The sequence below is a fragment of the Candidatus Poriferisodalis sp. genome (assembly GCF_965215815.1).
GTDB lineage: Bacteria > Actinomycetota > Acidimicrobiia > Acidimicrobiales > Poriferisodalaceae > Poriferisodalis.
The window spans coordinates 641275-655905 of the sequence record NZ_CBDCEO010000012.1 but is presented as its reverse complement, the minus strand read 5'-3'; the positions used below and the strand labels follow the sequence as shown (position 1 = coordinate 655905).

15 protein-coding genes are annotated in these 14631 nt (G+C 64.9%); 2 read left to right on the top strand and 13 right to left on the bottom strand.

Annotation, left to right across the window (positions count from 1 at the left end; translation table 11 throughout):
* Positions 1–34 precede the first annotated feature (34 nt).
* The gene (locus ACOOHB_RS04930) at positions 35–487 is read left to right on the top strand and encodes an RrF2 family transcriptional regulator (RefSeq protein ID WP_420443697.1); all 453 of its coding nucleotides are present in this window, start codon (positions 35–37) and stop codon (positions 485–487) included.
* 43 nt (positions 488–530) lie between these two features.
* Here the strand turns inward: ACOOHB_RS04930 and ACOOHB_RS04925 are convergent, their stop codons facing one another.
* From ACOOHB_RS04925 to ACOOHB_RS04915, 3 genes are read right to left on the bottom strand one after another with little or no spacing between them, the layout of a single operon-like run.
* On the bottom strand, positions 531–1481 hold the full coding sequence (locus ACOOHB_RS04925; protein WP_420443696.1) for an RluA family pseudouridine synthase: 951 nt from the start codon (positions 1479–1481) through the stop codon (positions 531–533).
* Entirely contained in the window at positions 1478–1999 is a 522-nt protein-coding gene (gene lspA / locus ACOOHB_RS04920; protein ID WP_420443695.1) for a signal peptidase II, read from the bottom strand. Before lspA ends, ACOOHB_RS04925 begins: the two co-directional genes overlap by 4 nt.
* A gap of 11 nt (positions 2000–2010) precedes the next feature.
* Positions 2011–2589, bottom strand: a complete 579-nt coding sequence (locus ACOOHB_RS04915) for a TraR/DksA family transcriptional regulator (RefSeq protein ID WP_420443694.1) — start codon at positions 2587–2589, stop codon at positions 2011–2013.
* 166 nt (positions 2590–2755) lie between these two features.
* Between ACOOHB_RS04915 and ileS the strand changes: the two genes are divergently transcribed.
* Positions 2756–5989 (top strand): isoleucine--tRNA ligase, encoded by a 3234-nt coding sequence (ileS, locus tag ACOOHB_RS04910; protein WP_420443693.1) that lies wholly within the window; start codon positions 2756–2758, stop codon positions 5987–5989.
* Between the two features lie 28 nt (positions 5990–6017).
* On the opposite strand, the gene ACOOHB_RS04905 is transcribed toward ileS, so the two are convergent.
* The 10 genes from ACOOHB_RS04905 to ACOOHB_RS04860 form a co-directional block, all read right to left on the bottom strand.
* The gene (locus ACOOHB_RS04905) at positions 6018–6770 is read right to left on the bottom strand and encodes a hypothetical protein (RefSeq protein ID WP_420443692.1); all 753 of its coding nucleotides are present in this window, start codon (positions 6768–6770) and stop codon (positions 6018–6020) included.
* A 21-nt stretch (positions 6771–6791) separates the two neighbouring features.
* Entirely contained in the window at positions 6792–7055 is a 264-nt protein-coding gene (locus ACOOHB_RS04900; RefSeq protein WP_420443691.1) for a YggT family protein, read from the bottom strand.
* 31 nt (positions 7056–7086) lie between these two features.
* Positions 7087–7584 (bottom strand): cell division protein SepF, encoded by a 498-nt coding sequence (locus ACOOHB_RS04895; RefSeq protein WP_420443690.1) that lies wholly within the window; start codon positions 7582–7584, stop codon positions 7087–7089.
* Between the two features lie 74 nt (positions 7585–7658).
* Positions 7659–8342, bottom strand: a complete 684-nt coding sequence (locus tag ACOOHB_RS04890) for a YggS family pyridoxal phosphate-dependent enzyme (RefSeq protein WP_420443689.1) — start codon at positions 8340–8342, stop codon at positions 7659–7661.
* A complete protein-coding gene (locus tag ACOOHB_RS04885) occupies positions 8335–9021 on the bottom strand; it encodes a polyphenol oxidase family protein (RefSeq protein ID WP_420443688.1) in 687 nt (228 codons plus the stop codon). The genes ACOOHB_RS04890 and ACOOHB_RS04885 overlap by 8 nt, the downstream gene beginning before the upstream one ends.
* Before the next feature lie 108 nt (positions 9022–9129).
* Entirely contained in the window at positions 9130–10206 is a 1077-nt protein-coding gene (gene ftsZ / locus ACOOHB_RS04880) for a cell division protein FtsZ (RefSeq protein WP_420443687.1), read from the bottom strand.
* Between the two features lie 141 nt (positions 10207–10347).
* Positions 10348–11100: a cell division protein FtsQ/DivIB gene (locus tag ACOOHB_RS04875; protein WP_420443686.1), complete on the bottom strand. Its 753-nt coding sequence runs from the start codon at positions 11098–11100 to the stop codon at positions 10348–10350.
* Positions 11101–11102: 2 nt separating this feature from the next.
* A complete protein-coding gene (gene murB / locus ACOOHB_RS04870; RefSeq protein ID WP_420443685.1) occupies positions 11103–12062 on the bottom strand; it encodes a UDP-N-acetylmuramate dehydrogenase in 960 nt (319 codons plus the stop codon).
* Positions 12052–13431: a UDP-N-acetylmuramate--L-alanine ligase gene (gene murC / locus ACOOHB_RS04865; RefSeq protein ID WP_420443684.1), complete on the bottom strand. Its 1380-nt coding sequence runs from the start codon at positions 13429–13431 to the stop codon at positions 12052–12054. Before murC ends, murB begins: the two co-directional genes overlap by 11 nt.
* Positions 13428–14594 (bottom strand): UDP-N-acetylglucosamine--N-acetylmuramyl-(pentapeptide) pyrophosphoryl-undecaprenol N-acetylglucosamine transferase, encoded by a 1167-nt coding sequence (locus tag ACOOHB_RS04860; protein WP_420444660.1) that lies wholly within the window; start codon positions 14592–14594, stop codon positions 13428–13430. The genes murC and ACOOHB_RS04860 overlap by 4 nt, the downstream gene beginning before the upstream one ends.
* Between the last annotated feature and the right edge of the window lie 37 nt (positions 14595–14631).

The window sequence follows — 14631 nt, the reverse complement described above, 5'->3', positions numbered from 1 at the left end:
CGAGCACCCGCAGAGGCGGGGCTACGCTGCCAGCGTGGCCGTCTCGACGCGGGGAGACTACGCAAGCCGCGCGTTGCTGTCCCTGGTCCTCAACGACAATGGCAGGCCGACCTCTGTGCGCGACATCGCGGAGCGCACCGGTCTGCCCCAGCCGTACCTCGAGCAGATCTTGCTGGCGCTCAAAGGGGCCGGGTTGGTTCGCTCCAAGCGTGGTGTCGGAGGTGGGTACGTGATGGCACGTGACCCTTCCGAAATCACGATCGGGATGATCGTTCGGGCCGTCGACGGGCCGATCGCCCTCGGCGATTTCGGCCAGCCCCATCAAGACGGTGCCTGTGACCACGAAGGCCAATGCGTGCTGCTTGCGATCTGGGACTCAGTCGGGCATCGCATGCGTTCCGAACTCGATTCCTACAGCCTCGCTGCTGTGGCAGAGGTGGCCCGGGGCCGCGCGCCGTGGCCCGGAATCGCCTTCGAGACGCCGTAGCGACTCAGCTCTCCGGCTCAATTCCCAGGCTCAATTCCCAGGCTCAATTCGTCGGGAATGCCGACGGGTCTGAACCGAATTCTCGCAGTGCTTCGACGAAGTCTGCGGGCATCGGAGCGGCAAAGCTCATAGTGGCTCCCGAGGCGGGGTGCCGGAATGTCAGCTGCGTCGCATGCAACAGCGGGCGACCGACGCCGAAGGGATCCGGCACGCCGTACGCGAGGTCTCCGAGCAGCGGCAACCCGATGCTGGCGAGATGCACCCGGATCTGATGCGTCCGGCCCGTGGAGAGCTGGCAGCGAAGCAGGGATGCCTCCACAGGGTGCGTGAAGGTCTCGACGGTGTCGTAGTGCGTTCGAGCTTCGCGTCCGGTGGCCATTACTGCCATCGTCGTGCGGTTGTTGGGGTCGCGGCCGATGGGAGCATCGATCGTGCCCCTCGGCGAAGCAGGGTGTCCGCGTGCCAGGGCTGCGTAAATCCGGCGGACCTGTCGCCGCGAGAGCTGCTCTATGAGATCTTCGTATGCCAAAGCACTGCGGGCGCAGACCAAGGCCCCGCTCGTCCCCCGGTCAAGCCGGTGCACGATGCCCGGCCTGTCGGATTGACCGACTTCGGCCATGTCGGGGAACCGCTTGACGAGCGCGTCAGCGAGCGTTCCGCTGGGTTGGCCGGTGCCTGGATGGGTGACCACGCCGGAGGGCTTGTTCACCACCACGACATCAGCATCGGCATGCAGGACATCGAACGGGACGATCTCGGGCTCCCGCTCTTGAACGGCATCGGGAACCCGATCTGGCAACACCTCGACTACTTCGTCGGGCGAGAGTCGTCTCGAACCGACGGGCGATACCTCGCCGTCGATCAGGACACAGCCGTCGGTCACCATCTTCGCCGTCTCGGACCGCGATCGTCCGGTCAGCAGCGACAGCGCCCGGTCGAGGCGTTCCCCCCCCAGGGAGGCAGGGATCTCGAACCTGCGGCGTCGCTCGCTCACTCAGGCGCCCCTCCGGGGGTTCGGGAAGATTGCCTTTCGGTGCGATACAGGTGGAACAGCACGATGACGAGCCCGACGGTGATCGAGGCGTCCGCCAGGTTGAAGATCGGCCACCACCCAAGATCGACAAAATCCACGACTGCGCCCCGACCCCAGCCCGCGCCGCGAAACAGGCGATCGGTCAGATTGCCCAGAGCCCCGCCAATGATCCCTCCGAGACCGCTCGCAGCCCATCCTGCGCGGACGCGCCGTCGTGACGACCACAGCACGCCGACGATCACGATGGCGGCCAGTGCCAGTACGGGACCAAGACCGCTCCCTGCCGAGAAGGCGAAGCCGGTGTTGTGGACGAGCCGCAGGCGCAGCGTCCACACGACATCGATGATCTGATCGTCGAGTGCAACGACGGCCCACGCTTTGGTGATCTGGTCGACACAGAGAATGACGAGCGAGGAGATCGCGAGCTTGAAATTGCGCGCCAAGCGATCTGGCAAGGCATCTGGCCGGTTCGCGAACACCTGAGGCCCGGCTAGGGCCGCCGCCACGCCGGACCGCTGCTCTTGACCTCCACACGCATCGATGCGTGCGGGATGGCCTCCAAGCGCTCCTTGGGGATCGGCTTTCCCGACACGATGCAGATGCCGTACGTGCCGTCTTCGATACGCGTGAGAGCTGCGTCAATCTCGGCGATTTCCTCGCGTTCTCGCGCAGAGATCTGCAGTGCTCGATCGCGCTCGACGGCGATGGAGTCTCCTTCGCCGGACTCCTCGTCGAACTGCACATCACCCGGCTCGCGCTCGTTGACAAGCTGTTCGGCTTCGGCTTCGTATCGCTCAGCGTGCGCGGTGTAGCGGCGACGCTCGGCCAGCAGCGCCAGACGTTGCTTCTCCATGAACACCGCGCCGAAGCGCGGCTTTGACGGTCTGCGCAGTGGTGCGGTTTTCTTCGCAGCCGCTTTTGAGGCGACGCCAGTCTTACGGGCGCCAGTCTTGCGGGCGCCAGTCCTATTTTCAGCAGCATTGGTGCCGGAGGAGTTCGCGGCATTCTTGGGTGCCGGAGCCTTCTTCGCGGCAGTCTTGCGGGCAGCAGCCTTCTTCGCAGTAGCCATGGCCCCTCCCCTGCTCAGCGAAGCGGCATTCTAGGTCTCCACTCCTCGGAGCGGGCGGCAGTAATTGGCTCCGTTGATTTCCGTGCCCCAGGGGTACCCTCACCATCTCGTGGGCCAGACCGCACCATCGCTGGGACGATGACACAGCCTGCAGGAGGCGCTGGTGATGCGAGAGCCGATTGACACCGTGTACCCCCGCGTCTTCGCCCAAGCTGATTTCCCTCGAATCGAGGAGAGGATCCTTGCGCGCTGGCAGGACGAGGGAACCTTCGAGGCGTCAATCTCCAACCGCCCCGCGGACGACGAGTTCGTCTTCTACGACGGACCGCCTTTTGCGAATGGATTGCCTCACCACGGTCACTTGCTGACCGGCTACGTCAAGGATGTCATTCCCCGCTACCAGACGATGCGCGGCCACCGTGTCAACCGGCGCTTCGGCTGGGACTGCCATGGGCTGCCCGCCGAGATGGAAACCGAACGTGAACTCGGCGTGGCTGGGCGGGCCGCCATCACGGATTTCGGCATCGAACGCTTCAATGCTCAGTGTCGCGAATCGGTGCTGCGGTACACCGCCGAATGGCGCAAGACCGTCACACGCCAAGCCCGATGGGTGGACTTCGACAACGACTACAAGACAATGGATCTGCCCTACATGGAATCGGTCATGTGGGCGTTCAAGCGACTCTGGGACCAGGGTCTCGTCTACCAGGCATTTCGGGTCATGCCGTATTCGTGGGGCGCCGAGACACCACTGTCCAACTTCGAGATCCGGCTCGATGATGCGACGAGGCCGCGCCAGGATCCCGCCATCACGGTCTGGTTCGAGCTTGATGACACCGGTGACACCGCTGGCGCAGGCGGCGCAAGCGACACCGCTGGCGCAGCCGGCGCAGGCGACACGGCCGGCGCAAGTGACACGGCTGGGCCCCTTCGGTTGCTGGCGTGGACGACGACGCCATGGACCTTGCCTTCCAATTTGGCGATCGCCGTCGGCGGGGACATCGACTATGCCGTTGTGGAGTCTGCGGCGCTCGGTTCTGGTCGTTACGTCCTGGCGTCTGACTGTCTCGAGCACTATGGCGAAGACCTCGAGCCGTTCACGGTCGTCGGAACGCTGAGCGGCGCTGAGCTGGCGGGGCGTCGGTACGCACCGATGTTCGAGTTCTTCGACCACCGCAGCGAAGCCTTCCGGGTGCTCAGCGGCGACTTCGTGGACACTTCAGAGGGCACCGGCGTCGTTCATTTGGCGCCCGGCTTCGGCGAGGACGATCAGATCATCTGCGAAGCCAACGGCATAGAGATCGGCGATGCCGTCCCGGTGGATGACCGCGGTTGCTTCACTGAGCAAGTGTCGCCGTGGGCGACCCTCAACGTCTTCGAGGCGAATCCGCAGATCATCGTGGAGCTGAAGAGTCGCAACCGGGTGCTGCGACACGACAGCTATGAGCACAACTACCCGCACTGCTGGCGCACCGACACGCCGATCATCTACAAGGCCATCAGTTCGTGGTACGTCAAAGTCACGGCGATCTCGGATCGCTTGGCTCAGACCAATCAGGAGATCAACTGGGTACCCGCCCACGTGCGCGACGGCCGGTTCGGGCAGTGGCTGGCGGGAGCCCGTGACTGGTCGATCAGCCGCAACAGATTCTGGGGCTCGCCCATCCCGATCTGGGTCAGCGACGATCCCGAGTACCCCCGCATTGACGTCTACGGCAGCCTCGACGAGCTGGAAGCTGATTTCGGCGTGCGTCCGACCGACCTGCATCGACCCTTCATCGATGAGCTGACGCGACCCAATCCCGACGACCCCACAGGCCGCTCGATGATGCGGCGGGTACCGGAGGTGCTCGACTGCTGGTTCGAATCGGGTTCGATGCCCTTCGCGGCGGTGCACTACCCGTTCGAGAACTCCGAATGGTTCGAGAAGAACTTTCCAGCCGACTTCATCGTGGAGTACATCAATCAGACGCGGGGCTGGTTCTACACGCTCCATGTCCTGGCGGGAGCGCTGTTCTCCCAGCCAGCGTTCCAGAACGTGATCTGCCATGGGATCTTGCTGGCGGCTGACGGCAACAAGCTGTCCAAGCGGCTGCGGAACTACACCGAACCCACCGACATTTTCGCCAATCAGGGCTCAGATGCCCTGCGTTGGTACCTGATGGCGACAAATATCGTCCGCGGCGGTGACACGCGTATTACAGACGCCGGTATCGATGAGGTCGCCCGCCAAGTACTGATCCCGATGAGGAACGCGTACGCGTTCTTCACGCTGTATGCGAACGCGGACGGCTACGAGGCGCGGTTCCGTGTCGATTCGGACAACGTGCTGGATCGCTACCTGCTGGCCAAGACCAGGGCCACGCTGGAGTCGGTCACGGCCAGCTTCGACGCGTACGACCTGCCTGGCGCAGCCGCCGAATTGCGGGCGTTCATCGATGCCCTCAACAACTGGTACATCCGCCGCAGCCGTGGCCGATTCTGGGGCGAAGCCGCCGTTGGTTCGCTTGTGGGTGACGGCCGACCGACCGGCGACCGGGACGCCTTCGACACCCTGTACACGGTGCTGCGCATCTTCTCAGCCATGGCAGCTCCGTTGCTGCCGATGATCACCGAGGAGATCTACGGTGGGCTGACCGGCGGCGACAGTGTTCACCTGAGCGACTGGCCGGATCCGGAGACTCTGCCGTCTGATCCAGAGCTGGTCGAGCGCATGGACGCCGTGCGCGCCGCTGCCTCCGCTGCGCTGCGGGTACGCGAGGACGCAGGCTTGCGAGTGCGATTGCCGTTGCGCAGCGTCACGGTGGCCGGTGCTGGGGCGGAGCTGCTCGAGCCGTTTGCTGAGTTGCTGGCCGAAGAAATCAACGTCACAGAGGTTGTGCTGCGTGACGAGTTGGGGACGTTGGCGACGCCTGTGCTGCGCCCCTCGGGATCAACGCTCGGGCCCCGGTTGGGCAGCGCAGCTCAAGAGGTGTTTGCCGCTGCTCGTTCCGGTAATTGGCGCGCTGAACCGGACGGTTCCGTGATTGCAGGCGGTCACCAGCTCAACGACGGCGAATTCCAATTGAGCCTGCAACCCGCTGACCCCAGCACAACCTCGGTGCTCGACGCTCAGCGGCTTGTCGTGGTGCTCGACACCACTGTCACTCCCGAACTCGAAGCCGAGGGCGCCGCGCGCGATCTGATCCGCAACGTCCAGCAAACGCGCAAGGAAGCGGGCCTCGATGTCACCGACCGGATCAGCCTGAAGATCCGCTGGAGTCCACCGAACTTGGATGCTGTTCGCCGTCACGAACCGCTGGTGACAGCTGCGGTCCTCGCTGAAGAGATCGAGTGGCTCGGCGGCGGGGACGCGCCCGAGATCGAACTCGCTGTGTTCTCGCAGGCTGCCGGCTCCTAGGCCTGCTGGCCCTTCCGCCGGCTGTCTCCTAGGCCGACAGGGGTTCTTTGCGAATCAGCGCATCCAGGAAGGGATCGTCGAGCTCAGCGAGCGAGAGCGGCGGCCGGTCGGCATCGATGACGAAATCTTCGTCGTCAACGTCGTCATCGTCAACGTCGTCAACGTCGTCATCGTCAACGTCGTCATCATCGAACCCGGAGCTTGCTTCGCGGATCGATTCGTAGGCGGCCTCAGTCCGGTCAGCAACTCCAGTTGACCTGCCGACGAGCGGTGCGACAATCGACGGCATGGCCGCCGGCCCGGGCCCAGAGCGCACGGACGCCGCCACAGGTTCTACCTCAGGCAGGTTGTGGTCGGCCAAATCCTCTTCGGCTTGGTCATCGGGGCCGACCTCGACGAGCAGGGTCGCAGCATCGGGTTCTGCGGCTTCGATGACGTCAACGTTGTAGCCAGCGTCGGAGAGCGACCTGGAGATCTCGGCCCGCACGAGACCCGACAGCGCATCGGTGAGATCGTCAGTCGCTGACTTGAAGACGTCATCCAGCGCTTGACTGCCGGCTGCCTGAAGCGCCCCAAGAGCCTCGGCGATCTGTGCGACGGTCTCGGGCGAGAGCTGAACTTCCACGGGGCGCGATGGCGATCCCGATTCCACGCTGGTCATGCGCTGGTCGATCTCAATGACCTGTGCCGCAAGAGACGCGATCTGTGCACCGAGGCTCTCGAGCACACCAGTGCCTTCGGGGCTGGGGGTATCGACGGGTAGGGGTGTCGGGCTCGCCATGGCGCGGAATGTACCAGCGTCTCAACAGCGCAGCAGCACGCCGGACACGAGCACCTGCAATCCGATGATCAGCACGATCGGCGAGAGATCCAGCGAAACTCGGCCCAATCGCACCGCAGGCAGTGCCCGCCGAAGCGGACCCATGACCGGCTCGGTAATCCGCACCAACCAGGTCCGCACCACCATCACTGGACTGTCCGGGGAAAGCGGGATCCAGCTGAACAGGACGCGAGCGAAGACCGCGAAGACGTACAAATTCGTCAGCGTGCACAGCAGGCCTCTCATCGTTCGGCCAGGTGGCCCGCGCCAGAGCGTTTCAGTGGTCGACGCCCTCTGTGGGAACCGCTTGATGCTCGCTGTCGTTCACGACGACATTTGCCGGTACGAGCATGTAGACGGCATTGGCAACCTTTCGCATCTCTCCATCGCGGGCATAACATAGGCCGCTGGCGAAATCCAGCAGCCGACGTGCTGTGTCGCGGTCGAGTCCTTGCAAGTTCAGGATGATCGGTTGGTCACGCTTGAAGCGGTCGCCGATCTGCTGCGCATCGTCGAACATGCGGGGCATGAGCACGAACGGCTGTGCTGCCGATGTCGACACGCGGCGTACAGCCGATGGCGGTGGGGACGCCCCCGAGTGCGGTGTTGCCGATTGTGGTCGTTCGACCACCGTGACACCGCTCTGGCTGGTTTTTTCGGCGAAAGCAACCGCCGCCGGCATTTCGCCCGGCAGGGCGCGCTCGGCCGACGGTGCATAGCTGTCGTCGGGCCCGAGGCCCAGATAGCTCATCGCCTGCTTCATGAACGAAGCCATGCAGCACCTCAACAACGGCAGCCTCGATTGGAGACTGTCTCGGTTGCAAAGAGTACCGACTCGCCAAGTTGCCGTCAGGCACCCCGCGTAGAGGCGACCCGCGGCGGTCGATTGCCGAACAGGGCGGTCCCGATACGCACCATCGTGGAGCCAGCCCGGATTGCTTCCTCGAGGTCAGCGCTCATTCCCATGCAGCGGTGCTCGAGATCGTGGCGATCCGCAAATCGGGCGACCTCGGTAAAGGCTGTTTCGATCTGTGATGACGTGCCTTGAGGCCCGATCGCCATACAGCCCCCAACATCGAGTCCGGACTGGCGGGCGGCAGCAACCAGCGACGGAGCCTCGGAGAGCGGGCAACCGCCCTGGGTGGCAGTGCCGCTCACATCGAGCTGCACAAAGACCGCGGCTCGGGGGCTGTGCCGTGCAATCTGTTCGATGAGCCGTGTCCGGTCCACGCTCTGCCACAGATGCACCACATCTGCCAGCTGTCGCACTTTGTTGGACTGCAGCCGTCCGATGAAGTGGACGTCGATCGTGCTCCTGGTCTCGGGCAGCAGCTGATCCCACTTCCCTTGCAGTTCCTGGGCATAATTCTCGCCGATCATTCCCAGGCCGGCAGCTGCCGCGGCGTCGATTGCAGAGGCGTCGAATCCCTTCGTCACGGCCACGATGCCGATCCGAGCTGGGTCGCCCCCGGCGTCAGCAATCCGGTGCTTGACGCGTTCGATGCGTTGGCCGACCTGTTCGGCGTCAATCACCGGACTCGTCTCCTGCTCCGTCGGCGTCCAGGCAGACCAGGAGCGCAGTCCGGCCCTTCTCGGCACGCGTCCGGTGCGAGAAGTAGCGGCCATCGCTGGCCGTACAGCGTCCCAGCTCGGTGTCGATCATCGCTCCCCCGCTGCGAAGCGTCCGCCGGGCAGCCTCGCCAAGGTCAAGCGCCGGCGTTCCCCACGCAGTCCTGCTGGCCACCGAGGGGCCGAAGGAACTCACTGCAGCGTCGAGTTCATCGGGCCCGAATTCGTAGTGCAGGCGGCAGATGTGAGGCCCGACGACCGCACGGATGTGGCGGATCCCGTGGCGACCGAGTTCAGCGAGCGTCGTCTCGACAACGCCGCCGAGCAGACCGCGCCATCCCGCGTGAACCGTCGCGACAGCACCACGACCGCTCGCATCTGTCCCGTACAGCGCGATCGGCACACAGTCCGCTGTGCGCACTGCGAGCGTCGCTCCTGACGTCATCGTCCACGCAGCGTCGGCGCTGGTGCCGCGATGCTCTCCAGGATGGGAAACCCGGACGACGTGGGTGCCGTGGGTCTGCTTGAGGACGGTGACTGTGCTGGGACCGAGCTCCACCAGGGGGGCGCAGTCGCCGTCGCTGCGTTCAGTGACGGCGATGCGCACCGTGCTGGCCCCGCTGCGCCGGCGCAGTGTCAGCATTCGCAGTGCCGACCCGTTCGGCTTACGCCGTTCCGCAGCCGCGTGGCCACGCCAACGCGCGGCATCGCGGTGCCGTCGTTCGACGGGGATGCACCCTCGCCCCGGGCGTCACCGCAGGAAACTCGGTACGTCGAACGATTCGTCGTCCTCGTCGAGGTCGCCGAATGGGTCGGTCAAGTCGTCAGCTTCTTCGGAGCTTGCGTAGTCGCCCAGGGTGCTGGCTCCGGAGCGAGACGGCGCGTAACGGTCGAAGCCCGCCGCGATGACGGTGACACGGATTTCTTCTCCGAGCGAGTCGTCGATCACCGTGCCGAAGATGATGTTGGCCTCGGCGTGTGCCACCTCGCGGATCACTTCCGCCGCCTCGTTGACCTCGAACAGTCCCAATTCGGGTCCGGCGGCAATGTTCAGCAAGATGCCGCGGGCTCCCTCGATGGACTCCTCGAGCAGCGATGACGACACTGCTTGGCGAGCAGCGTTCTTGGATCGGTTCTCGCCATGTGCACGGCCGATTCCCATCAGGGCCGTGCCGGCGTTGGCCATAATCGCCTTGACGTCTGCAAAGTCGGTGTTGATGAGGCCCGGAGTCGTGATGAGGCCAGAAATGCCGGACACCCCCTCGCGCAGCACGTCGTCGGCCATCTGAAAGGCATCGATGATCGACGTGTGCTCGTTCGCCACCGTCAACAGCCGGTCGTTCGGGATCACGATCAAGGTGTCGACTCGTTCCTTGAGCCGTTCGATGCCCTGCTCAGCCTGGATCTGACGGCGCTTGCCTTCGAATGCGAAGGGGCGGGTGACCACGCCGATGGTCAGTGCTCCAACTTCCTTGGAGATTTCTGCGACGACCGGCGCACCACCAGTTCCGGTGCCTCCGCCTTCCCCGGCGGTGATGAACACCATGTCCGCGCCCTGCATTGCTTCTGCGATCTCATCCCGGTGTTCCTCGGCCGCCCGGGTGCCGATCTCGGGGTCGCTCCCCGCTCCAAGTCCGCGCGTCAGTTGACGACCGATGTCCAGCTTGACATCAGCGTCGCTCAGCAGTAGCGCTTGAGCGTCGGTATTGATGGCAATGAACTCGACGCCGCCAAGGCCGACATCGATCATCCTGTTGACGGCGTTCGAGCCACCGCCGCCGACGCCCACCACCTTGATGATTGCCACGTAGTTCTGTGGTGAGGCCACAGGGCTCCTCGCGTTTGCTGGCCGGCCGACGACACCAATCGTGTCGTCGGCAAGCACCTCCTAGGAAAAATAGCGCAATCTATGACAATACCGATGCCTCTGTTGATGGGCAAGACCCGCCGCATGGAATGACCTGCGGGATCAGTTGGCTCTGCGGAGCACCGGGAGATGCGGAACCGATACATCGAGGATGTCATCTGAGTGCTCGAGATCGGAGATGACTGCGGCAATTGCGGCCGTTTTCGCACCGATCGCCGACTCGTTCCCCAACGCCACCTCGAACACGACACCACCCGGTTGTTGTCGGACACGTGCTCGCACGTCCCCGCGCCCGTCACGCCACAACGCAACGACCGCGAAACCGTGCTGGCCGCGCGCTGCGTCGAGGACCCCAAGCAGGGCGTCAGCATCGCTGGCGAGGTAGCCGCCTGGTTCCGGCGCTGCGGAAATCCCCGACAACCGCGGCAGTTCGGGTGGGGCTGCGAGCGGTGATGTGAGGATTCGGCCTTCAATATCGATCAGCACCCAGCTGCTGGGTGCGGCGAGCGCCAACGCCACCGCGGTTCGCTCGACAACGTCCACTTCCACCGTTGCGGGCCATCGCCGCCGGATCCGAGCGTCGGCGATCCACGGCAGTTCCTCGAGCGATTGCTCTCCATGTCCGGTATCCAACGTTGCCATGAAGTCACCGGCGCGAATGCCTGCTGCCCGGTACGCCTCGTCGTAACTCACTCGATGCAGATCGCCGAAATGGATCCGATCGACCTCAAACGTGCCTGCGGCGAGAATGATCGTGCCGATCGAGAGCACGAGCGCCGTGAGCGCAACTCCGATCAGCCAACGCTTGGGGCCCTTCGGTGGAGGTACGGGGGCTTCCGCAGGTTCAGCCGGCACGTTCAGGTAGGGATCGGTGCGGTACCGAAACCCACCATGCGGATCTCGGGCTGCAGCGCGATGCCCGACGAATCCGCGACACGGCGGCGGATTTCGGCCATCAGCGCGACGACATCGGCTGCAGTTCCGCCGGGGTCCGAAACGATGAAATTGGCGTGCAGGCGTGAGACCTCGGCCGTGCCGATACGCAAGCCGCGCAGCCCTGCTTGATCGATGCGTGCCCCTGCGGATTCTTCAGTCGGGTTCATGAAGACCGAGCCGGAGTTCTGGCCGCCCGGCTGGTGTTCTCTGCGCCAGCGGACGATCTCCGCGATCCGGTCGGTCACTGTTGAGGGAAGTGCACGGTGCCCTTGCAATCGCGCGCTCAGCACCACATGGCGGTTCGTCAAGCCACTGCGGCGGTAGCCCAGATTGAGAGCATCGACGGGGCGAGGCTGGCGCACTGGAGGTGCTGAGGGGCCTCCCAGGTCGGCAATGTCGGCGTCAATCAGGCAGGACGCAATGTCGCTGCCATGCCCTCCTGCGTTCATGCGCACGGCCCCGCCAACAGAACCCGGGACTCCCACAGCCCATTCGAGCCCGCCGATCCCTGCCGCGGCGCATTGGCGCGCGAGCACAGGCAACGCCACCGCTGCACCAGCGCAGACCGTGGCGTTCGCCTGATCGAATTCGATGGTGCTGTAGGCATCTCCAAGCAGCAGTGCGATTCCTTCAAAACCCCGGTCCGCGACCAGCAGGTTCGATCCTCGTCCGACAACGAGGATTTCCAGCCCGGAGGCTGCGCCGGCTTCTCGCACCCGTTGCAGGTCGGCGAGGCCATTGGCCACGAATGCAACCGCAGCAGGGCCTCCGACTCGCGACGTGGTGATCGAGCCCAACGGTGCATCGATGCGAGCTTCGTCGCCCAAGGCTGCTGCAGCTCGTCGGACCGCATCGGGATCGGACCATCGCTCAGTGGGCATGCAGCAGCTCATCTGCGAGCGTCGTCAGGTCTCCCGCTCCCAAGGTGAGGCAGAGGTCGCCGGCTCGCAGGTTCGCACGCAGGTACGACCGCAGTTCAACCCGCCCCGGGAGATACGCCACCGACGCATAGGGATGCGAGTCGAGAACGGCGCCGAGCACAAGTTCTGTGGACACGCCAGGCCGTGGCACCTCGCCGGCGGGGTAGATGTCGGTGAGGACCAACTGGTCGGCGCCTCCGAATGAGTCCGCGAAGTCCTGCCACAACGCCGCGATCCGCGAGTAGCGATGGGGTTGGAAAACCGCAACGATGCGATTCCAGTCCCCGCTGCCAGCCGCAGTGATCGCGGCCCTCACCTCAGCGGGAAGGTGCGCATAGTCGTCGATGAACGAGATGCCATCGCGCTCGCCCCGCCGTTCGAACCGCCTGGCCACACCCGCAAAGCGCCCCAGTGCCTCGATCATCGGTGTAGCTGCAGCGCCGAGTTCGAGTGCTGCGGCCAGCGCACCAGCGGCGTTCGTGACGTTGTGCAACCCAGGCAGCGGCAGTTCGCAGTGCCCGATCAAGGTGGTGTCCGCGAACAACTCGAACTCTGCACCGCTGCGCGAGCTTCGTGCGCCAATGATCCGGTATTTCGCCTGCTCAGATCTTCCGTACGTCACGCAGCCGCCGACGCGCTCTGCCATCGCGGCGGCCTGTGGGTCATCGGCGCACACCACGCGCGGCCCGTTCGCGCTGCTGCAGAATCGCTCGAATGCCCCGGTGAGCGCGTCGAAGCTGCCGTAGTGATCAAGGTGATCGGGCTCGATGTTTGTCACGAGCACTGCGTCGGCGCCGAGTTGGAGGAACGTTCCGTCGGACTCGTCGGCCTCGACAACGAACCACTCCCCCGCCATGTCCCAGACGGCGCCCGAGCCGATCTCGTTGACTTCGCCGCCAATCAAGAACGACGGGTGCTCTCCGGCCGCAACGAGACAGAGCGCCAGCATTGACGACGTGGTCGTCTTGCCATGGGTCCCTCCGACCGCCAGTGTCCTCTTGCGTTGACAGATCTGGCTGAGCAGTTCGGCTCGACTGAGGACCGGTATTCCCCGGCGCCGAGCTTCGGAGAGCTCCACATTGTTCGAGGGCACAGCGCTCGAATGCGCCACGATGTCTGCGGAGCCCACATTGATGGCGTCGTGGCCAATCGCTGTTCGTGCTCCGTGGGCGGCGAGCCGCGTCATTCCCGGGCCCGGTCTCAGATCGCTGCCGCTGAGGGTATGACCCATCTCGGTGAGCACCAGCCCGATCGCATTCATTCCCGCACCCCCAGCCCCTACCAGGTGGATGCTGCGAGATTCGGTGAGGTCGGGCTGGGTCCTGGTCACGATGTGGGTTCCTTGGGCGAGCGCTGCCTCGTCACGACAGAGCCCGGGACCACCGAGCTGTGCTCGATCACGAGTTGTGCGACTCGTTCTGCAGAGTCTCGACGACCGAAGGTCGCAGCGGGGGCAGCTGCTGTTCCCCCCTCAACCCCCCTGGCGCCGCCGAGTTCGGACATCAGGTCGATCTCGGCGAGCATCCGCTGCGCATCGAGCTCAGCATCGGGCACCACGCGTGCCTGACCGATCGACACCAAGTGCTCGGCGTTGCGGCGCTGATGGTCGTTGGTTGCGATGGGCAATGGCACAAGCACCGCCGGGGTGCCGATCACCGACAGCTCGGCCACGGTGGAGGCTCCGGCACGGCAGATCGCCAGGTCAGCTGCAGCCAGCGCCAAGGGCAGCTGTTCGTCAAAAGGCACAGTTCGGTACCACTCGGTGACCTCCGAACCGTCGGGTCGCGGCGCTGGGTGCGGCGGGCGGTCATCCCAATCTCGTTTGCCTACGACGTGATACACGAATACACCGTCGCGGCCGCGCAGTGACGGCAGCGCCGACCACACGGCGGTGTTGATTCGAAGAGAACCCAGCGAGCCGCCGAACACCACGATGACCGTGGCATCAGTGGGCCAGCCAAGCCGGGTGCGGGCGTCGTCCGCCTCGAGCGCTGCCTGGGTGACCTCGGAGCGCACGGGATTGCCCGTCACCACCTCGCGCCGCAAGCCGGTTCCGTGTACTGGCACTGCAGCCGCCCGTGCGAAGCGACCCAGAAGCCGGTTGGTTGCCGAGGCGACAGCATTTTGCTCTGCGATCACCAACGGCACTCTCCAAATCACGGCGCCGACCGTCGCGGGCAGAGCGGCGTAGCCGCCGAGCGACAGCACAGCGGCAGGTCGGCGTCTTGCGATGAGCGCGATGCCGCGCAACGTCGCCCAGGCCAAGCCCGCGGCCGCCAGTGCATTCGTCAGGTTGATTCGCCTCGCAGTGAGGCCTCGGCCGCCAAGTGCGGTCAGACCGAAGCCCGCTGCCGGAACGATTTGTGCGTCCATTCCCCTGGTGCTGCCGACGAAATGGATCGCGCCCGCCGGCCACCCGCGCTCAGTCAGAGCGGCGGCCACGGCCAGTCCCGGCATGAGATGTCCGGCAGTTCCGCCCCCGGCGATGAGCACGCTTGGTGCGCCAGGGGCTCTGTCGCGTGCGGGCACG